Annotated in this window: 22 protein-coding genes; 15 read left to right on the top strand and 7 right to left on the bottom strand. The window is 35.7% G+C overall.

Annotated elements, in window-relative coordinates; all coding sequences use genetic code 11:
• Positions 1-99: 99 nt before the first annotated feature.
• Both VB264_RS23895 and VB264_RS23890 read right to left on the bottom strand, forming a co-directional pair.
• Positions 100-708: a LytR/AlgR family response regulator transcription factor gene (locus VB264_RS23895; protein WP_323253754.1), complete on the bottom strand. Its 609-nt coding sequence runs from the start codon at positions 706-708 to the stop codon at positions 100-102.
• Positions 705-1,718 carry a sensor histidine kinase gene (locus VB264_RS23890; protein WP_323253752.1) on the bottom strand — a complete coding sequence of 338 codons (1,014 nt, stop codon included), beginning with the start codon at positions 1,716-1,718 and terminating at the stop codon, positions 705-707. The genes VB264_RS23895 and VB264_RS23890 overlap by 4 nt, the downstream gene beginning before the upstream one ends.
• 202 nt (positions 1,719-1,920) lie before the next feature.
• On the opposite strand from VB264_RS23890, the gene VB264_RS23885 reads away from it, so the two are divergent.
• Positions 1,921-2,673 carry a hypothetical protein gene (locus VB264_RS23885; RefSeq protein WP_323253750.1) on the top strand — a complete coding sequence of 251 codons (753 nt, stop codon included), beginning with the start codon at positions 1,921-1,923 and terminating at the stop codon, positions 2,671-2,673.
• Positions 2,674-2,804: 131 nt separating this feature from the next.
• Here VB264_RS23885 and VB264_RS23880 read toward each other — a convergent pair whose 3' ends face one another.
• Complete coding sequence (locus VB264_RS23880) at positions 2,805-3,770, bottom strand: hypothetical protein (protein WP_323253748.1); 966 nt, start codon at positions 3,768-3,770, stop codon at positions 2,805-2,807.
• A 689-nt stretch (positions 3,771-4,459) separates the two neighbouring features.
• Positions 4,460-5,482, bottom strand: a complete 1,023-nt coding sequence (locus VB264_RS23875) for an SPASM domain-containing protein (protein WP_323253746.1) — start codon at positions 5,480-5,482, stop codon at positions 4,460-4,462.
• Between the two features lie 299 nt (positions 5,483-5,781).
• Between VB264_RS23875 and VB264_RS23870 the strand changes: the two genes are divergently transcribed.
• The gene (locus tag VB264_RS23870; protein WP_323253744.1) at positions 5,782-7,161 is read left to right on the top strand and encodes a Gfo/Idh/MocA family protein; all 1,380 of its coding nucleotides are present in this window, start codon (positions 5,782-5,784) and stop codon (positions 7,159-7,161) included.
• Between the two features lie 912 nt (positions 7,162-8,073).
• Here the strand turns inward: VB264_RS23870 and VB264_RS23865 are convergent.
• From VB264_RS23865 to rpoN, 3 genes are all read right to left on the bottom strand, one after another.
• The gene (locus VB264_RS23865; RefSeq protein ID WP_323253742.1) at positions 8,074-8,853 is read right to left on the bottom strand and encodes an enoyl-CoA hydratase/isomerase family protein; all 780 of its coding nucleotides are present in this window, start codon (positions 8,851-8,853) and stop codon (positions 8,074-8,076) included.
• A gap of 67 nt (positions 8,854-8,920) precedes the next feature.
• Positions 8,921-9,571, bottom strand: a complete 651-nt coding sequence (locus VB264_RS23860; protein WP_323253740.1) for a hypothetical protein — start codon at positions 9,569-9,571, stop codon at positions 8,921-8,923.
• A gap of 105 nt (positions 9,572-9,676) precedes the next feature.
• Positions 9,677-11,134, bottom strand: a complete 1,458-nt coding sequence (rpoN, locus tag VB264_RS23855; protein ID WP_323253737.1) for an RNA polymerase factor sigma-54 — start codon at positions 11,132-11,134, stop codon at positions 9,677-9,679.
• Positions 11,135-11,565: 431 nt separating this feature from the next.
• On the opposite strand from rpoN, the gene asnS reads away from it, so the two are divergent.
• The 13 genes from asnS (at position 11,566) to VB264_RS23790 (ending at position 22,785) form a co-directional block, all read left to right on the top strand.
• Positions 11,566-12,996, top strand: coding sequence for an asparagine--tRNA ligase (gene asnS / locus VB264_RS23850; RefSeq protein ID WP_323253735.1), 1,431 nt, complete (start codon positions 11,566-11,568; stop codon positions 12,994-12,996).
• A 93-nt stretch (positions 12,997-13,089) separates the two neighbouring features.
• The gene (locus tag VB264_RS23845) at positions 13,090-13,554 is read left to right on the top strand and encodes a nuclear transport factor 2 family protein (RefSeq protein WP_323253733.1); all 465 of its coding nucleotides are present in this window, start codon (positions 13,090-13,092) and stop codon (positions 13,552-13,554) included.
• 84 nt (positions 13,555-13,638) lie between these two features.
• Entirely contained in the window at positions 13,639-14,250 is a 612-nt protein-coding gene (locus tag VB264_RS23840; RefSeq protein ID WP_323253731.1) for a hypothetical protein, read from the top strand.
• Positions 14,251-14,298: 48 nt separating this feature from the next.
• Positions 14,299-14,598 carry a winged helix-turn-helix domain-containing protein gene (locus VB264_RS23835; RefSeq protein ID WP_309921205.1) on the top strand — a complete coding sequence of 100 codons (300 nt, stop codon included), beginning with the start codon at positions 14,299-14,301 and terminating at the stop codon, positions 14,596-14,598.
• Between the two features lie 396 nt (positions 14,599-14,994).
• Positions 14,995-16,413, top strand: a complete 1,419-nt coding sequence (gene creD / locus VB264_RS23830; protein ID WP_323253727.1) for a cell envelope integrity protein CreD — start codon at positions 14,995-14,997, stop codon at positions 16,411-16,413.
• A gap of 62 nt (positions 16,414-16,475) precedes the next feature.
• The gene (locus VB264_RS23825; protein WP_323253725.1) at positions 16,476-17,966 is read left to right on the top strand and encodes a DUF4153 domain-containing protein; all 1,491 of its coding nucleotides are present in this window, start codon (positions 16,476-16,478) and stop codon (positions 17,964-17,966) included.
• Positions 17,963-18,379 carry a hypothetical protein gene (locus VB264_RS23820; protein WP_323253724.1) on the top strand — a complete coding sequence of 139 codons (417 nt, stop codon included), beginning with the start codon at positions 17,963-17,965 and terminating at the stop codon, positions 18,377-18,379. The genes VB264_RS23825 and VB264_RS23820 overlap by 4 nt, the downstream gene beginning before the upstream one ends.
• Positions 18,366-19,031, top strand: coding sequence for a DUF1361 domain-containing protein (locus VB264_RS23815; protein ID WP_323253722.1), 666 nt, complete (start codon positions 18,366-18,368; stop codon positions 19,029-19,031). Before VB264_RS23820 ends, VB264_RS23815 begins: the two co-directional genes overlap by 14 nt.
• Positions 19,032-19,050: 19 nt before the next feature.
• Positions 19,051-19,410: a diacylglycerol kinase family protein gene (locus VB264_RS23810; protein ID WP_323253720.1), complete on the top strand. Its 360-nt coding sequence runs from the start codon at positions 19,051-19,053 to the stop codon at positions 19,408-19,410.
• A 41-nt stretch (positions 19,411-19,451) separates the two neighbouring features.
• Positions 19,452-20,288, top strand: coding sequence for a DUF4290 domain-containing protein (locus tag VB264_RS23805; RefSeq protein ID WP_309921222.1), 837 nt, complete (start codon positions 19,452-19,454; stop codon positions 20,286-20,288).
• 78 nt (positions 20,289-20,366) lie between these two features.
• The gene (murA, locus tag VB264_RS23800; RefSeq protein WP_323253716.1) at positions 20,367-21,674 is read left to right on the top strand and encodes a UDP-N-acetylglucosamine 1-carboxyvinyltransferase; all 1,308 of its coding nucleotides are present in this window, start codon (positions 20,367-20,369) and stop codon (positions 21,672-21,674) included.
• Between the two features lie 183 nt (positions 21,675-21,857).
• On the top strand, positions 21,858-22,010 hold the full coding sequence (locus tag VB264_RS23795) for a hypothetical protein (protein WP_323253714.1): 153 nt from the start codon (positions 21,858-21,860) through the stop codon (positions 22,008-22,010).
• Positions 21,991-22,785 carry a sterol desaturase family protein gene (locus VB264_RS23790; RefSeq protein ID WP_323253712.1) on the top strand — a complete coding sequence of 265 codons (795 nt, stop codon included), beginning with the start codon at positions 21,991-21,993 and terminating at the stop codon, positions 22,783-22,785. Before VB264_RS23795 ends, VB264_RS23790 begins: the two co-directional genes overlap by 20 nt.
• Positions 22,786-23,060: the final 275 nt, after the last annotated feature.

Raw genomic sequence — 23,060 nt, 5'->3', positions numbered from 1 at the left:
ATGAAGGCTTGTTAGTGATAAAAAAAGTTTGTCATTGTGGGATAACTCTAAATAATTCATCACGCAAGCTACAAACTCTCGCACAGAGTATAAACATTTTTAACTAATTCTGTTTAATGAAAGGTGCACCCTGAAAAAATTCAAGGGAAGTTGTTGTTCTAAACGTTTCATTCTACGATATAACAACACTGGTCGATGGGGTGTCACTAATTTTACATACTCTTTTTCTCCTTCGAAATACAAAATATCGTTAATGGCAATTTTTTCGATAAGCTTTCCAGATTTCACAAAAAAGTATTCTTGGTGAATTTCTTCATCACCTAGTTTCTTCAACAAATCATTATTTTTTATAAATTCATTATTAATCTTTTCAGCACACTTTAAAAATCTTTGCAGGGTTAATGGCTTCAACATATAGTCAATCGTAGCAAACTCAAAACTCTCCATAGCATGTTCTGCATAGGCAGTTACAAACACAATTTTTATATTTTTGGGCAAAAATTGTGCTAATTCCATACCTGTTAAACCTGGCATATTGATATCTAAAAAAATAACATCTACTTCTTGTTGTTTCAACAATGAAATTACTTCAAGTGCATGATAACATTTTCCTACTAGTTGCCAATTAGTTGCTTGTTGAACATACATTTCAATCAAACCTATGGCAGCAGGTTCATCATCCACAATAAGGCAACGTATGTTTGTCATAATGGTATCACTAAAGTGGCTGTAAAATTACTTGTTGTCTTTTTTATAGATAACTCAAAATTAGATGAGTATATTAATGCTAAGCGGCGTTCAAGATTGGACAAACCAGAACCCGATTTTTGTATAACAGAAATGGCTGGTAAACTATTTTGAGTTATGAAAATCAATTGTTGCCCTTCTTGCCTTAGCGATATAAAAACTTCATTTTGGGGAGAAGTTTTGTCAATACCATGTTTGAAAATATTTTCAATAAAAGTAATCAATAGCATGGGGGGAATCATGGTATTTTCGGAGACCGAACGAGTAAATTGTATCGAAGGAGGATAACGCATCCTAATGAGTTCCAAATCAATATAATGGTCGATAAATTGTAATTCTTTACTCAGTAATACTTTTTCTTGGTGACTTTCTTCGGTAAAATACCGCATCATGTCAGATAGCTTTTCGATTAGTTGTGCTGTAAGTGGCGATTCTTTGACGGCCTCGAAGTAAATATTATTCAGCGTATTAAACAAAAAATGAGGTTGCACTCTCGACTGTAATAAATCTAATGCGGCTTTCTGGTTTTCCATTTTAAGCATGGTGGCTGTTTGAGAAACCAAACGATAACGCAAAATTAGCAGTAGCACAAAGCTAAATAAGAAAATAAACAAGTTACCAATCAACACAGTACTGTATTGTTTAAGTAAAATGGGTTGTGATTTTCCCGAAAAAAAATAGGTATAAACCCATCCAGACACTTGTGCTCGCAAAAATGTAAGCAATACCAGCCAGAGTAAACAAGCCAAGGTATAAATGAATATTCCTTGCTTGAAGTATAGCCACGGAATGAATACATATACATTAGAGTACACAATTAAAATATAAAAAAATAAAGCTAGTAAAGTAAACGTCAGTGATTCTGTGAAGCCATCTCTGGATAGGGCACCTAAAAGACTAAGCATAAAAACCAACGACCAACCGATTACGTGCCATACCCAATCGTTATAATGTTTAATACCTATCAACATAGTATAAAAATAAACTAGATATTGGTTTAGAAGATGGTTTTTTCAACCAATGACATCATTTATTCAACCAAATACTACAAATAGACGCAAATCGCATTGGTTAAAATAAAAGCGTAATCGGTTGAATAAGTTTGTTGTCTTTTCTTATCCTAAACAGATTTGTAAAGTTATTACAATCAATTTCTAATTTTTATTTATTATCATGAAACATATCATATTTTTATTCTTGGTCTTATTGTTGAGTAACATGAAAAGCTTGGGACAAATTGACACTATTACTGCCACCAACAGCAAACTCAACCTCAAGCGGTTGCAAGAAGATAAAGCTACTTATTTGGTTTATTTCACAGACAGTAATTTCGTACGAAAAGGAGTTGGCGACATTTGGGAAAGAAACACTCATTTTTCGACCCTTAATCATAAACCTGTAGTAGAATTTGGCTGGAAATGGATTAATAAAGATACTGTTATAGCTAATGTGATTAACATCTGTGAAAGAGCAACGCTGAAGCCTATTTTTCACAAAGCTAATTATGGAAAAAGAGGTATCATAGCGTATGATTTTGTTGGAAAAGAGATGATAGCATCAGACACTGTAGCAAATAATAAAGTCCTTAAAAACCCAAAAATCACGCTAAATATCCCTATTTTAAACTGGGAGCTAGATTTGGAGACTTATCCTTTACTTCCTATTAAAAAAATTGGGCAACAATTTCTGATTTCGTTCATGGATGCCAACAGCCCCATTCCAGCTTATCACTTATATGAAGTAATAGGGAAAGAAGTCATAACAGTCAATATTGATACAAAGACAAATTGTTGGATATTAAAGCATACAGATGCTACTCATCCTCATTATTATGCCCTTTTTTATCTTTCCGAAAAAAGTGGTGAAGTAATTAAAATGAAAGAATACTTTCAAGGAATGTATCGTTTTAAGGTTAAATTATATTGATACCTTTCCCCGAATATTCCATTAGTATGCCGATGTGCAATTGATAAAATCCTAATCTTCATCCCTAACGAGGGAATTAATTCCCTCGTTAGGGATGAAGATTAGCAAAACATCGCTATCGTGTGTGCATATTAATTATCTTCTAAATCAAAAATTGTTAAATAGGACTCTTTACTAATAGCGAAATGCTGATAGTGCATGTGTTCTCCATCAAATTGCGACTTGCTGTATATCTTGCTCCAATATAATGGGTCTGGATTTTCTTCACTTTCTATTTGTTGCGATATTCTGGATTGTATAAATAGCTTTCCTTCAGCTACAAACCAGCCATTATTAGAATTTGCCTCATAAGATTGTTCCGTTAAATGTGAAATACGTTTATTGACAGTATCAAACTCCATAATCTTGGCCATTGCACTATGCCATGAATTGATGAGGAAATAGATTTTGTGTTTCCATTGCAAAGCATTATAAAATCGAGGATAATCTCCAGTGCCTTCGTAATGTCTTAGTCCATTCAGTTCTAAATAGTTTGGATGTTTAAAAATGCTATTATCATACAATACTTTGCCTGTTTGAGCCTCAATTTCTAGGAATGTGATATTATTAGTTTCACTAAAGTTGTTTTCTGGACCACTCCAACCATAAAACAAATAAACACAGCCAGTTATTTGGTTAAGTATTGAGTATCCTAATTCTATATAATGATTTACTCGCCATAATTCCTCTCCAGTATTTTTATCAAGCCCCAAGATTGTTTTTCCACAAGCACAAACCAGAATATTATCAATATCCCCAATAAAATTATATAAATTGTCGATGCCTAATTCTTTAAAACTGCGTTCCCAAAGGGTTTCACCTGTGAGGTAGTTAAGACTTTCTATTATTTTCCCAGATTTAATTTGATATTCAATATATAAGGCACTAATGTTTTTGATAAAAAAACATCTATTTAGCTTAGAGAAATGAAATCTAGTAACAATTTTTTTATCATCAAATCTAAAAAAAAAGAAGCTTTCGAAATCATTTTTAGGAATCCCTCTACATAAATTATCATCTATAAATTCAGCAATATAAAAATCCTCGTATTCAGACAATATTATCTCTTCAAGTTTACTCTCCTTTAAATTAAACAAAAATCTATTACCATCTATTTTAAAATAATGATTCCAAAAGACTATATTTCTACCTACAATTTCTATCTGTGTAGTCTTATTTACAACCCCACTAAAATCTATGGATTGAAGGTGATGATTTATGATATAGTATATATTTTTATTTTGGACACAAATATTTGATGAAATATTTGTGTCTAACAAAATTGAATTTTCCCTTTTCATAAATCACTCTCAATTTTAATAAAAGTATAAAGCTTACTCGATTGCTGTGCAATAACTTGTATTTTAAATTCATCATGTAATATTCCGTTAGTCCGCATCTAAGATGCTGGACTACAGTAACTGTGGTTTTATAAACCATAAGCTTTCGCTTGGCGTGTGGAGGATTAGAAATCCTTATTTAATAAGATCGAGGATGTAGCAAGCTAACATCCCGACTAACGCGTGAATTAATTCCCTCGTTAGGGATGAAGATTCGCAAAACATCGCTATTTTGTATGTATAATTTCACTTTCCCCTACTCGTTCAAGACTGAGTCTTGGATGCGTTGTCTAATTCAGTTTCAAACTGAATTAAAAAATAAGCACAAGTAACGCTTTGCTTGATACTTGCGCTAGTTGTGCCAGAACACAGTTACCGAAAGCCGAAGACCGATAACCGAAAGCTCCCTACGCCCAAACCTGCGTACCTTCCGTACAGTTTTTACACATTTCTATTTCCGAACGAGAGCGAATCAACGTTTGTCTAAACTGATGATATGATTTTCCATGCCATAGTTCAGTAAAAGTCTGGGTTTTCATATCGCCCAAACGGTGGTGTGCATCTTTATCAAAACAACAAGGTACTACTAACCCGTCCCAAGTAATTACGCACGAATGCCACATTTTCCAGCAATGATTTATTAATTCATTCTTGATGGCATAGCTTCCGTCGCTTTGTTTTTTATAGCGTGCATACTTGTCGATTGTCGGAATCAGGTCAGAACCATTTTCATAATCATAAATCTGGGCAGTTTTTAAACCTACTTCATCCACGCCTAACTCTTTAGCCAATTGCTTTACTTCATCAATTTGGTGTTCGTTAGGCCGTACAACCAAAAACTGAAAAACAATGTGAGGTGTACTAGACTTTAGCTCCTTTTTCCACTTAACAATATGCTTAGTTCCTTCTATTACCTTCGATAACTTCCCTCCTACTCGGTATTGCTCATAGGTTTCTTGACTCGTACCATCAATCGAAATAATCAATCTATCTAAACCCGATTCCACCGTTTTTTTAGCATTGGCATCTGTTAAATAATGCGCGTTGGTCGAGGTGGCTGTATAAACTCCTTTTTTAGCCGCATAACCCACTAAATCCAAAAATTGTGGATGTAGGTATGGTTCGCCTTGAAAATAAAAGATTAAATAAAGTAACGTACTTTCTAGTTCGTCAAGGGTTCTTTTGAATAAATCGCCCTCAAGCATTCCTGTGGGTCTGGTAAAAGAACGCAGTCCACTTGGGCATTCGGGACAACGCAAGTTGCAAGAAGTAGTAGGTTCAAAAGAAATACTAATGGGCATTCCCCATTGCGTTGGTCTTCCCAAAAGTTTAGAATTATAAAAACTAGTAGCCACTTTTAAACCATTCCAAATGCGCTTTGGCGTAAGTTTCGAGAGTAGGTTTAGTCCATCTTTAAGGTTTCCGTTCATCTTGTTAGTTGTACATTATCTCATGCAAGATACCGCCAAATGGCTGAAATGCCAAATGAATGTATCAGGATAAAGTAACACACATTTGTTCAAATAAAGTAGTAATTTATTTAACGAAATTCCCCGCATTAAAAATGCACTAAGTAATTAATACAATTTAAGTAACGTTTTCTTTTATCGTAAATAATTGATAATTAGGAATTTGAAATACTATTGCGACGGCGGACTATTCACCAATCACTATTTACTACCGCGACGGCGGACCGTTTACTACTTATCAATCAAACATCCAATTTAATATGTCACATTCAAGAAGAGATTTTATTAGAAAAATCAGTGGAACCTCGGCAATGCTTATTGGCGGTACAACCCTGAGTGATGCTTATGGCAAAACTTTCACCTTGGAATCAACCGCCAAAATCAGTGCGAATGACACTGTCAGAATCGCTTTGATTGGGTCTGGTATTATTGGGCATTACGATGCTGATACTGCCTTGAAAGTGCCTGGTGTAGAGCTAGTGGCTGTTTGTGACTTGTACACTGGACGATTGGAAAGAGCCAAAGAAAAGTGGGGAAAAGATATTTTCACGACTAAAGACTACCGTGAAATCCTCAATAGAAAAGACATAGATGCGGTATTGATTTGTACATCCGACCATTGGCATGATAAAATTTCGATTGATGCCATGCACGCAGGCAAACATGTTTACTGTGAAAAACCAATGGTACATCATATTGAAGAAGGAAAGGCGGTAATTGAGGCACAGAAAAAAACAGGAAAAGTTTTTCAAGTAGGTTCACAGGTGGCAAGTAGCACTGTTACCGCGGAAGCTAAAAAAATCTATGAGTCGGGCATTATTGGCGAATTGGTGTATGTAGAAGCCACAAACGACCGTACTTCTGCCAATGGTGCTTGGCAATATACTATTCCAACGGATGCTTCTACCCAAACAGTTGACTGGGATACTTATGTTGGCGATGCACCCAAAATGCCTTTTGATGCCAAAAGGTTTTTCCGTTGGAGAAACTACAAAGACTATGGAACGGGTGTAGCTGGAGACTTATTTGTGCATTTGTTAACCAATTTGCATACAATTACGGGATCTACGGGACCTAATAAAATATTTGCCTTGGGCGACTTGAACCTTTGGAAAGATGGTAGAGATGCCTACGATATTGTAACGGCTTTGATGAATTATCCTGCTACGAGTACCAATCCTTCGTTTCAGTTTTTTACCCGAGTAAACTTAGCCGATGGTGGTAGTGGTGGCTCGCCTACCCGTTTGATTGGCACAGAAGGCGTAATAGAATTATCATGGAGTGGCATGAAGGTAAAGAATTTCAAAAGACCTAAAGCTCCTGAAATTGGTGGATATGATTCGCTATTTACTTTCTCGCAAGCCCAGCAAGACGAATCTATGAAAGCTTACAAAGCCCTATATGCTGACGAAGATACAAAATGGCAATATGGCAAAGAGATTACCTTTAAGGCAGTGGATGGATATGATTCTAGGCTTGATCATTTTATCAATTTCTTCGAATCTGTTCGAACAGGCAAAGCAGTCTGGGAAGATGCTACTTTTGGATTAAGGGCGGCCGCCCCTGCCTTGGCTTGTAATAAAAGTGCTGAGATAGGAAAACCCGTCATTTGGAATCCAGAAACAATGAAATTGGGTTAAAATATAAGGAAAGATTTCATAAATCATTAGGGAGGGACTTAAGTCCTACTAATTACCCATAATCATATAAGTAATTGATAATCAAGATTCTTATCCCTAGCGAGGGACTTAAGTCCCTCGCTAGGGATAAGAAATTCACGTAGTCAGGCTATGACAAGAGACGACCAAAGTTCGGTTTGAAAGGCGATTTAAGCCTATTCAAACCAATTTTATCAATAATTATAAAAGATGTAGGTAATCGATAGGACTTGTGACCCTCCCTAATGATAAAAGATAAATCATATAGCATTACACGCTTAAGACTCTCAATATACTTAAAGTATATTTTCGCATTAAATCAAAAAAAATCCGCATTTAACTTGTTTTTAATGAAAATGTTTTACATCTTGTACTAGAATTAATATGACATCAAAACATTTATCCAAATGAATTGATAATAGTATTCGAATTGTATTCTCTATAATGCACTTTCTTCATATTAGGGTATAAACTATTAGGTTTATTACTTATTGTCTTTTGGCAAAATCAATGTGTTAGCCTATTGGCATTGAGTTGCATGCTTAATATCTAAGTTGATTATAAACAAAAATTGACGAATTTCTTCGTCAATCAATAATAGATTTTGGGTGAATTTTTAATTTGGCTGATTACGTATAGTATAGTTTTTTACAGATTTTTTATGGGTTAGGGTTATTGAAAAAGTCGTTGGCAATGCTAACGACTTTTTTTTATTATAATCGAAGCTGTTAAAACTTTCCCTTTCGGGTTAAACTAAGTCTTTTAGCATAGCTTGTTCCAAAATTTACTCAACGTAGCGATGCTATGCTTCACAAATTTTGAAAAAATCAATTCAAAAATACAATACTTTCACCTCAGAAACGGAAAGTTTAAACAGCTTCATCGTTTCCTATCTTAAAAACCTTTAAAAACTGGCTTTCTTTTTTGTAAAAAAGCAGTCACACCCTCCTCAAAATCCTTGGTTTGTCCAGCCAAATCTTGATGGATGGCCTCCAATTCTAGCATTTCTTCTAAGTTAGAAAATGATGATTGATTCAATACTTTTTTGATTAAACCTATCGCCATCGTGGCTGAATTGGCATATTGTTTCGCCATTTTAAGTACTGCTGAGTCGAGTTCATCTTTGGGTACTACTGAATTGACCAATCCTAATTCAAAGCATTCTTGTGCCTCCACTACCCTACCTGTCGAACACAATTCAAAGGCTTTTTGTGAACCAACCAATTTTGGTAAAAAGAACGACGAACCTGCATCCATAATCAACCCTATACTCACAAAAATTTGAGACATCTTGGCATTGTCCGCTGCAATGATGATATCACAAGCCAATGCCAACGAACAGCCTGCTCCTACTGCCGTACCATTTAGGCGACAAATTACAGGCTTGGGTAAATTGTGGATGGCTAAAATCATAGGATTATAGTTTTTCCGAAGGGAATCTCCCAAGCTCGTAGCATTGCTCATGCCACTTTTCAAATCTGCTCCTGCACAAAAAGCATTTTCGCCCGAGCCCGTCAATACCACAACTCGCACGGATTCGTCAGTATGCACTGCTTCAAAGGCTTGAGTAATTTCTTGAATGAGGGCTGTATTAAGAGCGTTATAAACCTCTGGTCGATTGAGCGTGATGGTGCAAACACCATCCTGAATATGATAGATTAGATGCTGATACATGAGAGTTGTTTTTTTGTTTACCAACTCTAATTTGAGGCTTTTTTAGTTATTATGCAAGCATAACATTTTAAATAAAGAACATGACTACCGACAAGCTAACAGTAATCCCTAAAATAGTTCCTGCTAAAATCTGAGCGGGTGTATGGGCATTCAGGTATAATCTAGCTGACATGAGAAAACCAGCTACCACAATGGCAATTAGTACTGGATAGAATAATGCAACCGTACCAAATTTAATGGCAATGCCCATCAAAGCTCCTACGGTGCCACTGATGCCTACTGCATGGGCTGATATTTTCCAGTAAAGACTAATAAAAGCTACGGCAGAAATTGAAAAAGCGATGCTGGTAAGAATAAGGGATACTTCGGGAAACTGATGCAATTTGAAGGTAAAAAATACTGCTACGAACGTATAAATAGCTACCGTAACCAAATAAGGCACTCGCCTATCCGACAGTGTTTCCATTTTTAAATCACTGATGATTTTAAACCGATATAGTGCATAAATACTAAACACCGGCAATACAAAAGTTTGTAAAAATATTAGCAACAAAAGTCCCAATTTCAAACTCATCATGCCTACTCTTGAAGTGCCATTAAATAATTCAAGATTATGAATTGATTCTGGTGCAATATAAAACAGAACAGCAAAAATAATTGTCGGCATAGCTAATGGATGCAACAATGCTGATAATATTTGGGCAAAACGTGTATTCAAGTGGTTTTTGTTTTTAATGGCTTTAAGCTGTAGGCAGTAAGCTATAAGCTATGAGACATATTTTTAAATAGGCTTATTGCTTAAAGCCTATTGCCTATAGCTAACTCATAACTGCTTCCTAAGCCTAGCCACAGGTATATTTAATTGTTCTCTGTATTTGGCAACGGTTCTTCGGGCTATGTTATAGCCTTTTTCATTCAAGAATTTCTCTAGTTTATCATCCGAAAGTGGGTTCTTTTTAGATTCGTTATCAATTAATTCCTTCAAGATATTTTTCACTTCACGACTAGATACATCTTCGCCAGAATCGGTAGCGATACCCTCTGAAAAAAAGTATTTTAAAGGATATAATCCAAACTCAGTTTGAATAGACTTACTACTTGCTACTCTGGAAACGGTAGAAATATCCATGTCAATCTGCGTAGCAATGTCTTTCAAAATCATGGGTTTTAATTTTGTTTCATCACCTGTCATAAAAAACTCATTCTGATAATCCAAAATAGCCTTCATTGTTCTCAACAACGTATTTTGTCTTTGTTTGATGGCATCAATAAACCATTTGGCAGAATCTAGTTTTTGTTTGATAAAAGTAACTGTTTCCTTGATGGCCCTGTTATTTTTATCGCTTTTCTCATAAGTATCCAACATCTCATGGAACGAATGGCTCACCCTCAACTCAGGGGCATTCTTTGAATTTAGATACAATTCTAATTTACCATTGGTATTCGTCAGGATATAATCAGGAAGCAAGTATTGAATTACGCCACCATCTTCTTCGGCAGCCCCAGGTTTGGGATTCAGCTTGGTAATCAGTTTGATGGTTTGTTTCAGGGCATCGTCACTGATATCTAAGCGTTTCTGAATCTTGTCATAGTGCTTCTTTGAAAATTCGTCAAAGCTATCCTCTATAATTCTGATGGCATCTTGTACAAAGGGTTCGTGAATATCTTTTCGGTCTAGTTGCAATAAAAGACATTCTTGTAAATCTCGTGCGCCAATACCAGCGGGGTCGAAGGTTTGAATTTGTTTTAATACTACTTCAATATCTTCAATGGTAGTATAAACTCCTTGGGTAAAAGCCAAATCGTTAACGATAGCCTGTAGTGGGCGACGAATATACCCGTCTGATTCAATAGAGCCTATCAACTGTTGCCCTATTATTTCTTGATGCTCGTCTAACCTCAAATATCCCAATTGTGAAAGTAAATGATCGTTCAGGTTGGACAACATGGCTATCGGCATATCCTTATCATCATCATCCGAATTGCCATCTCCCTGCATCTTATAGCCATTATAATCATCACTCAGGTACGACTCTACATCAATGTCTCTATCATCATATTCTTTAAATTCTTCATCCGCATAATCGTCAAAATCGTCATCATATTCATCGGCTTCTTTTACTTCTACTTCTGCACCTTCTTCCAAAGCAGGGTTAATTTCTAACTCCTCCTCAATCCGAGCGGATAATTCAAAAGTAGGTATCTGCAACAGTTTGATAAACTGGATTTGTTGTGGAGATAGCCTTTGTTGGAGACTTTGATTAAGACTTAATTTTTGCATAAAGTATTAAATGCGATTTAGAAATCGTAAAACGATCAAGGCAAAATGGTTAATGAAAATTAGAATTGACAGCCTTATCAACTATCTTGCCAAATTTATTGAATTTAATTACACCTTGTTTATTATTTTCAATTTATTTCCAGTAAAAATATGTAAAATATTAATAATCAAAAACTAAGCATCCGCCCTATTTATTCCTTAAAGTCAATAAACGTATTTTTTTCATGAAAATTAACTAGCCAGACCATCAAGCAATACTTTAGCATTTTAACGTTCAATGATAAAATTTAATGTATGATAAATTATAAACTATGAAAAATACCATCTAATTCGGTAATTGTAAGTAATTTTGAATTCTAGTAAATCAATAGTACGAGTGTTTTTTGTTTGTTGATAAACAAGCTAAAAATCAAAAATCCGAAATTATACCAATGCAAATCAAGCAAATTTTAGCAGAAGCCCAAGTTGGCCAAGAAATAACCGTAAAAGGTTGGGTAAGAACCAAACGTGTACAACCAAACGTAATTTTTATTAATATTAACGACGGCTCTGTAATTCATAATATTCAGGCTGTAGCTGAACCGGGTATTATTGAAGAAGAAACGCTTAAATTAATTACTACGGGTTCGTGCGTGGCCGTAACAGGTACATTAATAGAATCTAAAGGTTCGGGACAAAGAGTAGAACTACAAGTAAAAACTGCTGTGGTGTATGGTACTGCCGACCCAGAGAAATATCCGCTTCAACCTAAAAAACACTCTTTAGAGTTCTTGCGCGAAATCGCTCACTTGCGTCCTCGTACTAATACTTTTTCTGCAATACTCCGTATTCGTCATTCATTGGCTTTTGCTATTCATAAATATTTTAACGATAACGGTTTCTTCTATTTGCATACCCCTATCATTACGGGGTCGGATGCTGAAGGTGCGGGTGAAATGTTTCATGTTACTACCCTCGACCCTAAGAATCCTCCATTGAATGAAGACGGTACTGTAAATTATAAAGAGGATTTCTTTGGAAAAGAGACTAACCTAACCGTTTCAGGACAGTTAGAAGGTGAATTAGGAGCAATGGCGTTATCGAAGGTGTACACTTTTGGCCCTACTTTCCGTGCTGAAAACTCGAATACTACTCGTCACTTAGCCGAATTCTGGATGATTGAACCAGAAGTAGCTTTCTATGAGTTAGAAGACAATATGCGTTTGGCAGAAGATTTCACAAAGTATGTCATTAGCTATGCTTTAGAAAACTGTGCAGACGATTTAGCTTTCCTTGAAAACCGTTTGAAAGACGAGGAAAAAACTAAAAAAGCCGAAGAGCGTTCGGAATTAGCCTTGATTGAAAAACTTCGTTTTGTAGTTGATAACGACTATGTAAAACTTACTTATACAGAAGCCATACAGATTTTGTTATCATCAAAACGTCATAAAGAAGGTAAGTTCCAATACCCAGTTGAATGGGGTATCGACTTACAGTCTGAACACGAGCGTTACTTGGTTGAGAAACATTTCAAGAAACCAGTTATTTTGACTAACTATCCAAAAGACATCAAGGCATTTTATATGAAGCTGGATGAGGACGGTAAGACTGTTCGTGCAATGGACGTACTTTATCCTGGTATTGGCGAAATCATCGGTGGCTCTCAGCGTGAAGATAATTACGAAAAATTATTACAACGTACTAAAGATGTAGGCATCCACGAAGATACGATTTGGTGGTATTTAGAAACACGTAAATTCGGTACAGCACCACACGCTGGTTTTGGTATTGGGTTCGAACGTTTGGTGATGTTTGTAACAGGTATGACCAACATCCGTGACGTAATTCCTTTCCCACGTACACCAAAATCGGCAGAGTTTTGATAGTTGAGAGTGAGTGAATGAGTGATTTAGTGATTATTTTTAGTAAATTAATCCTCAAATCACTCATTCACTTTGTCACTAAACGATACTGCTATGTTTAAAAAATCTATTTACTTTTTGTTTTTTCTCTTATGTACCACTTTTGCTGTTCTAGCTCAAAATCCTGAAGAACAAGCGGTGAAGGCTGTAGTGATTCAACTTTTTGATGGAATGCAAAAACATGATTCTACGATGATTCGTGCTACCTTCCATCCGTCTATCAGGATGCAATCGATTGGCATTAATCGTAAGACAAATCTTATGGATTTGACCACCGAGGAGAATGCGGATGGTTTTATCAAACACATTGGTTCATTACCTGCCAATATACAAATTGAAGAAAGAGTATTAAGCTACGAAATCAGAGTAGATGGAAACATGGCAACCGCTTGGACACCCTACGAATTGTATGTAAATGGCAAACGTCAACATTGCGGCGTAGATGCCTTTCAATTTTACAAAACCGAAAGCGGTTGGAAAATTATTGCTTTGGCTGATACGCGTAGGAAATGTGAGTAAAAAAACATTCTCAAATAAAATTTCAAAAAACATTTGGAATTTTATTTTTTTAGATTGTACTTTGCAATACAAAGTAATTTGAAAATGAACCAACACTTACAAGACATCTCTGAAATACGTTCTATGATGGAACGTTCCAGCCGATTTATTTCCTTTAGTGGATTATCAGGCGTATTCGCAGGCTCATTTGCCTTGATAGGTGCTTATTTGGCCTATCAAAGAATTTTGTCTGAGTATCCTACTAGCTACTTGAATTTACAAGACAATACCCCATTGTTAACATATATCGTAATTGACGGGCTCAGTGTTTTAACACTTTCGCTTAGCATTTCATTATATTTCAGTATCAGGAGTACTAAACGCAGAGGATTAAATATTTGGAGTAGTACTTCTAAAAGACTCTTTTCCAACATGGCTATTCCTTTGGTAGCAGGTGGTTTATTTACCTTGATTTTACTAAAACATGCACCGCATTTGATAGATGCTGCCACGTTGGTATTTTATGGTTTAGCCCTTGTGAACGCTTCTAAATATACTTATGATGATATTCGATACCTCGGTTATATCGAAATCGTTTTGGGCTTAATTTGTGGCGTATTGGACGAATGGAAGCTTGGCTTACTATTCTGGGCGATTGGTTTTGGCGTACTACACATTGTTTATGGAATAGTGATGTACCGTAAATATGAATCTTGATTTGAAGATTTGATAATTGAGTTACTATAAATTATCAGATTGAACATTATGCAAACTATTATTTCTAACATAAATAAATCTTTTGAAAACCGTGTAAGGTTAGGTGTGATGTCTATCTTGATGGTGAACGACTGGGTAGATTTTAATGAATTTAAAGAGACGCTCAACGTTACTGATGGTAATTTGGCCTCGCACATTACTGCCTTAGAAAAAGAAAAATATATACATGTCAGAAAAGCGTTTATTGGCAAGAAACCCAATACATCATTTCAGGCAACTGTCGAAGGAAAACAGGCTTTTCAAGAACACCTGAATGCTTTAGAAGCGTTAATCAAAGGCTCTCTATAAAAAATCAGACGAATGGTATACATTCGTTTTTTTAAAACTTTATACTTTGAAATTCAAAGTAATTTGCAAAATACAATCATGTTTGTCATCATCATTATATCATTTATATTAGGATTTAGTTGTTTTACCAGTTTCATTCTTATCGAAATTTGTAATGCCGTAATTCAATGTTTTATTGATGATATTTCTATAAAAATACCATTTTGGGTTACTTTCTTAATTGCAGTAATAATATTCATAGGAAGTCTCATTTACATAGCTTTATTAACAGCTTTTAGCCCTGATTAACCCGCTGTCCAGCTATGGCGTGACAGATGTATTTGGTTAGATAATATTCAGACCATTTATAAAGATTCGACATAATCAACTTAAATCTAAAATTCACCCAATACTATCATGGAAACTCCTGAAAAACTATCACTTTTTGAACGCTTTAATAATTGGGTAAAAAGCTCAGTCATGCTAAAACTTTTTTCCATCTTCATGCTCATACTGCTATTGATGATTCCTTCTACCATGCTGGAAAGTTTGATTCATGAAAGACAAATAACCAGAGATATAGCTGAGGAAGAAATAACTTCTAAATGGGGAAGTAATCAGACAATTGGTGGGGCAGTTATTACCATTCCCTACACCATCATTCAGGAAGATGATAACGGTAAAAAGTCAACGGTAATAGCATACGCTCATTTCTTGCCCGAACATCTTAACATTACGGGGAAACTGATTCCAGAAAAAAGATACAGAGGGATTTATGTAGTGATGCTTTATAATGCTCAACTCCATTTACAAGGCTTTTTCAAAAAGCCTAATGTAGAATTATTGAAAATTCCGAAAGAAAGATTTTTATTTTCTGAAGCTTTTATCTCTTTTGGAATAACCGATATGAAAGGAATCAAAGAAGCAATTAAGCTAAAAATCAATGGCATAGATACAGAAATGAATTCTGGCATTGAATCAAAAGATTTATTTGCTTCTGGGGCTAGTTGCCCAATTAACTTAGCAGCTGAAACAATTAATTTTGACGCTCATATTAATCTAAACGGCAGTAAAGAGATTGACTTTCTCCCATTTGGAAAAACTACAAAAGTAACGATTGAATCATCTTGGGGAACGCCGAGTTTCGTAGGGGAATCTTTACCCGACGAACGCCAAATAACTGAAAAAGGCTTTAAAGCTGTTTGGAATGAATTGCATCTAAACAGAAATTATCCTCAACAAGGAGTTGGAAATTTTATCGGCTTTGACGCAAACTATCAAGAGAATAATCCTCATAACCACACAACCGTTGATTATTCAGACGGTGTAGCTACAAAAGTTACTGGCGAATTACAAAGTTCATTTGGCGTAAAACTACTTTTACCAGTGGATGAGTATCAAAAAACGATGCGTTCGACCAAGTATAATTTGATGTTTATTGTCATCACGTTTATCGCCTTTTTCTTCGTAGAAATTCTTAATCGAAAACGCTTGCACCCTATTCAATATCTTTTGGTAGGTTTTGCCATTTGTCTTTTTTATGTGCTATTATTAGCCATTTCAGAACACCTTTCTTTCAATATTGCCTACCTAATCGGATGTATAACGATACTGACTTTAATTACGTTTTACACGCAAAGTATTTTCAAAAATTCACGCATTACCCTGATATTCAATGGCATACTTTCGTTACTCTATGGCTTTTTCTATTCATTATTACAGTTGGAAGATTATTCTTTACTATTGGGAAGTATTGGATTATTAATCATTCTGACGGTTGTAATGTATCTGACACGAAATATAGACTGGTATCGTGCTTATAATAATAAAAATTAATAGTTCTATGCAGGACAGTCTTGTCTGCTTCAACAGGCAAGCTGTCCATTTTCCTAAACATCATGAATACTAAAAAAATCTCGCTGGCACTCACCTCCCTTACATTCAGCTATATGTTTTATGAACAAACAGCTGGCATCAATTTCTTAGTTTTTACACTTGTAGTGATTAGCACGATGCTCTTCGTTCGTCCTGTGTTATTAAATAATAAGACTTGGCTGATAGCCGTTAGTGGAAGTATTCTGTCGGCTCTTATGATTATTTGGCAACATTCTATGCTGGCTATCATTGCCAATGGTTTTTCTTTGGTTTTACTGATTGGTCTGAGCAATCATAGCCAAAGTTCGGTATATGTAGGCTTGTATAAGGGCATTAGCACATTGGCGATGTCCTTTTTTAAAGCATTATTTGCAGGCTTAGATAAATATATTTTTCATCAATCTTCAAAACAGAAGAGTAGTTTTTCAATCAGTAAATCCGCAACTTTCTATGTATTTCCTTTATTAATCACGTTTGTTTTTTACTTGTTATATGCCTCTGCTAATCCTATTTTCCACAGCTATTTTCATTTTTCACTAGACTTTATTTCGGGTAAATACCTCCTCTTCTTAGGATTAGGAATCTTCTTAAGCTTTGGTTTTTACTATCAATTTTTGAGTGAAAGCCTCACCGAATGGGATGTTGCTCAACCAAATGTCTTAGTCAGAGTCAAGAGAAAAGTAAAAAGAAATTTTCAATTGACCATCCTGAAAATGGAAAATACAAAAGGTATTATTTCGCTTACGATGTTGAATTTACTTATCCTATTTTTCAACATTGTCGATTTTTCTACCATTTTTTCATCTCAGGCATTACCCGATGGCGTAAATCATTCTGAATATGTTCACCAAGGTGTAAACACCCTCATTTTCAGTTCCCTCCTAGCTATTTGCATTATTTTGTATTATTTCAGAGCCAACCAAAATTTCTATGCCAACAATCAATGGTTACAAAGGCTTTCTTATCTATGGCTTTTGCAGAATACTATTTTATTAACAGGCGTTATTTTCAAAAATCAACTGTATATCACTGAGTTTGGGCTGACTTACAAACGTATTGGTGTATATGTTTTCTTAATACTTTCTATGGCTGGTATCATCAGCACCTTTTGGAAAGTACACTATCAAAAAACCCTTTGGTTTTTATTAAGAACGAATACATGGTTTGCGTATAGTCTATTGGTTATCAGCAGTTTTATCAATTGGGACAATGCCATTGCTCAATACAATATTCATACAGCCAAACAATTGGATGTAACCTATTTATTAAATCTCAGCGACAATACCTTACCAGCGATAAAGTCTTTACTAAGTAACTCCAAAGTCAATCTTAATACTAACGTATACAACTACGCCCATTTAAAAAATGATAATCATACCAGTTCTACACCTATTATTTCACAAAGAGCATTTATTCTACTCGCATTAAAACGATTTGAGGCGAATTACAAGGCAAAACAATGGCAGTCTTGGAATTATGCTGATAATCAAATCTTTAAACAAATAAGTCAATGAGAAGGTTACTGGCGATTATTGTTTCACCGTTGGCAGGATGCTTAGGGGTAGCAATTGCATTTATCATATTCTTCGGTGCCAAAAATAAACTGGAATTATCAACCTTAGTTTACATACATATTTACATCTATTTCATCTCACTTATCATACAAATCTCATTAGTTGAGACTTGCTTGTACATATACTCAGCCTTTTGGGAAGTCAATTTAAAAACGTATTTGGGGGTGGCAGTTATCTATTCTTTAGCATTTACAATTTATTTAACACAAATAACGCTATTAGAACCTGACGTACAACCAACCTTATTTGATACAGACTTGTTTGTATTCGTTGTTGCCTATTCGCTTGCCAACATTTTTTGCTATTATCATTTATTTTTTAAACACCAAGAAAATAATCATGAAAACGTATAGTATCTCTACTAGGAGAAAACAAGTATTTATTAGCCTCGGCTTAATGTCGGGCATGGCCGTTGCCTTATTTCTGTTTGAAGCTCTCTTTTTCCATAATATCTATTTAATAGGTATCAACTGGAATCTATTTCTTGCTTGGGTGCCAGTCTTTATTGTACTCTACATGGAAAAGCTGGTTTCGTCCAACTTGAACCAGCCTATTAAAATACTGGCTTATAGCATTTTATGGTTGCTATTTTTTCCAAACGCTCCTTATATTATTACTGATTTGGTTCATCTTTATCCTTATACCAATAACGGCAGTTCATATTGGCATCATCAAATAATGATTTATACTTTTGCTTTTGTAAGTTTGATTTGCGGCTTGCTTTCTTTGTATTGGATTCAGAAAATATGGACTGCCTGTTTCTCTCAATCACTAAGCAGGGTATTTACTATTTCTTCGATTGCTTTATCAGGCTATGGGGTGTTCCTGGGCAGGATTGAGCGCTTTAATTCATGGGATTTTTTCATTCATCCTATGCCATTAGCCAAATATGTTTTACATTCGTTTGGCAATCCAACGGCTATTTTAATAACTTTTGAATTTGCTACTTTTATAGGCTTGGCATATTGTATGCTTTATAGCTTGATTCATTTGAATGACCAATAACCTTAATAATAATTATTAGATGATTGATTTTCGGAAATTTATAAAAAGTATGTCTTTTGCCATTCAAGGCATAGTTTCAATGTTTATTACTGAAAACAATGCCCGTATCCATTTGTTGGCTACTACCGTAGCGGTAGCAGCAGGTTTTTATTTTCATCTCTCCTCAAACGAATGGCTTTGGATCTTGTTGGCAATTGCCTTAGTTTGGATTCTGGAAGCCGTTAATACTGCTATCGAATCCTTAGTAGATTTAGTCTCTCCTGATTTTAACCCGTTGGCGGGCAAAGCCAAAGATATTGCAGCTGGTGCGGTGCTGATTGCTTCAATCTTTGCGATAATTGTAGGAATTATCATATTTATCCCTAAACTTTCGTTATAAATATTCATCTTGCTGAAAGTTTTAAGGCTTTCAGAAATTCATTGAATAAATATTCCTATTTTTGCCTTTTAGCAAGAGCCATTCACGACGAATACCGAAATCGTCCTTATTATATCATGAAAGAATACGGAACCAACGTCCAGAAATTAGTGAACCATATCCTAACGGTTCAAGATAGAGAGAAGCGTACCAAATATGCATACTTATTGGTTGAATTGATGCGTCAGGTTCACCCTAATATGCGCGATACGCAAGATTATACCAACAAACTTTGGGATGATTTATACATCATGTCTAAGTTCAAGTTGGATGTTGATAGTCCTTTCCCTCCGCCATCACCTGATGCGGTAGGTAAACTCCCTAAAACAGTGCCTTACAATACGCATCAATTGCGTTATCGCTATTATGGTCGTAATGTAGAATTGTTGATTGCCAGAGCCATTGCAGAAACAGACGATAATGAAAAACGTATTTTGGTGGCTCATATCGCGCGTTTGATGAAAACGTTCTATCAAAACTGGAACCGTGAAGTAGTAGATGATGAGGTAATCTGGGGACATATCTTAGAGATTTCTAACAATACCCTTGCTCCTATCGTGCATGCTATTTCAGGACATTCTTCGTTGGGCAATCTTCGTAATGCCAACAACCGTCCTACTCCACCAAATACACACGTTAGTAGTAACAATGGTGGTAGAAATGATGGTCGTAATAATAACAGCGGAGGTCGTCAAAACTTTGGAGGAAGAAACGATGGCAATCGTAGCGGAGACCCACGCAACAACGGTGGTAGAAGCGATAATCGTAATAATAACAACGGCAGAAACGATAATCGTAACAATAATAATAACAACAGCAATAATAGAAACAGAAGATAGTTTGTGATGTAGGTATTTCAATATTATCCTTCCAAAATACTTATCTCAACTTTTAGATAGACAATACAAGGTTTAAACATGGCATCATTCAAAGTAACTGGTAGTCGCCAAATGAAAGGCGAAATTATTCCGCAAGGAGCAAAAAACGAAGCATTACAAATTTTGTGTGCAGTAGTATTGACAAAAGACCCTGTAACGATTCATAACATACCGAATATCAGAGATGTGAATCAATTAATCGACCTGCTAGGCGATATGGGTGTTCGTTGTACGCGCATTGCAGAATCTTCGGTAAAATTTGATGCCTCAGAAGTAAACCTTGATTACCTAAATTCAGAAACCTATAAAAGAAAAGCTGCTGCTCTCCGTGGTTCTGTAATGTTGTTAGGACCAACATTGGCACGTTTCAAAAAAGGCAGAATTCCTTCACCAGGGGGAGATAAAATTGGTCGTCGTCGTTTAGATACCCACTTTTATGGTTTTATGAAACTGGGTGCAAAATTCAATTATAGCCAAGATGAAGGTGGAATTTATGAAGTAGATGCCTCGCAACTGAAAGGTGCTTATATGTTGTTAGACGAAGCTTCTGTGACGGGCACAGCCAATATCGTAATGGCGGCAGTATTGGCAGAAGGTACGACTACGATTTACAATGCTGCCTGCGAGCCTTATTTGCAACAGCTATGTAAAATGTTGAACAGAATGGGCGCCAAAATATCAGGCGTAGGGTCTAATCTATTAACGATTGAAGGAGTAGAATCATTGACAGGTACAGAACACACCATGTTGCCAGATATGATTGAAATTGGGTCGTTTATCGGTATGGCTGCTATGACGCAATCAGAAATCACTATCAAAAACTGTTCTATTCCAGATTTAGGTATTATTCCTTTAGTTTTCCAAAAGCTTGGTATCAAACTAGAAATAAGAGGTGACGATATTTATGTTCCTTCTCAAGAACATTATGAATTAGAAACATTCATTGATGGATCTATGCTGACCGTTTCTGACCATCCTTGGCCGGGTTTCACGCCCGATTTACTAAGTATCGTATTAGTAACTGCTATTCAAGCAAAAGGAACGGTATTGATTCACCAAAAAATGTTTGAAAGCCGTTTGTTCTTCGTTGATAAATTGATTGAAATGGGTGCACAGATTATCCTTTGCGACCCACACCGTGCTACTGTGGTTGGATTAAATCGCCAACAACAATTAAGAGGCATCAGAATGACTTCTCCTGATATTCGTGCAGGGGTATCTCTTTTGATTGCAGCAATGTCGGCAAAAGGTACTTCTATCATTGAAAACATCGAGCAAATAGACAGAGGTTATCAAAACATTGATACGCGTTTGAATGCTATCGGTGCTGAAATTGTAAGACTTTAGGAGTTTTGAGTTGCGAGTGCTGAGTGAGGAGTATTTTTAGTTGTGGGTTAGTGAGTTTTGAGTTGTGAATTAGTGAGTTAGTGAGTTGTGAATTAGCGAGTTGTGAATTAGCGAGTTAGTAATTTCTTACCCGACTGCCGATGACCGACAGCTTACAGCCTAAAGCATATAGCTTACAGCATAATGCGTAAAGCCCTAATCCGACTGCCGATGACCGACAGCATACAGCATAAAGCCTATCGCTTACAGCCTAAAGCATACAGCCTACAAAGCATCTTTTTTAAAACATTTTTCGGTTCAATAAAGTTGAAACAATATGATACCAAACGTATTTAATATCAACTTTGCTGAACCGATTGTTTTTTTGTGGCTATGCATTGTCATATTTGCCATAGTGGTTTTTCGTTACTTTTTGTTGGCAGGTATTTTTCACCTTTATTTCTATATTTGGAAATCAAAAACGTGGGAAATTAGAAAGCTCAATAAAAAGCAATATCCGCCTGAACAATTCCGCAAAGAAATATTTTGGTCATTACTCACCGCCTTGATTTTTTCGGTTATCGGAGCTTTTACAGCCGTGCTTTTGCAACAAGGACATACGGCTATTTATCTGGATATTAATGCCTTCCCACTCCTATGGTTTCCTGTCAGTATTCTACTATCAATGTTTATTCATGAAACGTACTATTACTGGGTTCATCGTTGGATGCACCAACCCAAAGTTTACAAAATAGTACATCATGTCCATCATGAAAGTAAAATTACATCCGCTTGGACGGCCTTCTCTTTTCACCCCATCGAAGGTATTTTAGAAGCCCTGATTATGCCATTGATTGTAATTTTGCTACCCATGCATATTTATGCTATCTTGATTCATTTAACCATCATGACCATCACTGCGGCCATTAACCATTTAGACATTGAAATTTATCCTAAAAACATCGTTGGCAACCAACTGGGCAAATACATGATTGGTGCTACACATCACAGTCATCACCATAAATATTATCGTTACAATTATGGCTTATACTTCACCTTTTGGGACAAGATTGGCAAAACAGAAAGCCCAAATTTTGTAAAGGAGTTTGACGAGAGGAAGGAAATTCAGTAGAAAGCGCTGTTAAACACGGATGCCACTCACTTCACTAGCGAGGGACTTAAGTCTCTCGCTAGTGAAGTGAGTGGCATCCGTGTTATATCTTATAAAAATGAAGACTGAACTATTTCCTAAAGTCTTATAGTCTTAAATCCTAAAGTCCCACAGAAACCTGGCTTCCCTTGAAAATTATTTTTCGATATTGATTTATAATAGAATCCACTCATGTTTTGGGTGGATTTTTCATGTTTATTGAGGTGATTTATTTGAAAAATACAATTTTATTCATA

This window comes from Arcicella aquatica (assembly GCF_034928825.1).
Classification (GTDB): domain Bacteria; phylum Bacteroidota; class Bacteroidia; order Cytophagales; family Spirosomataceae; genus Arcicella; species Arcicella aquatica.
This window is presented reverse-complemented; position numbering and strand designations above follow the sequence as displayed.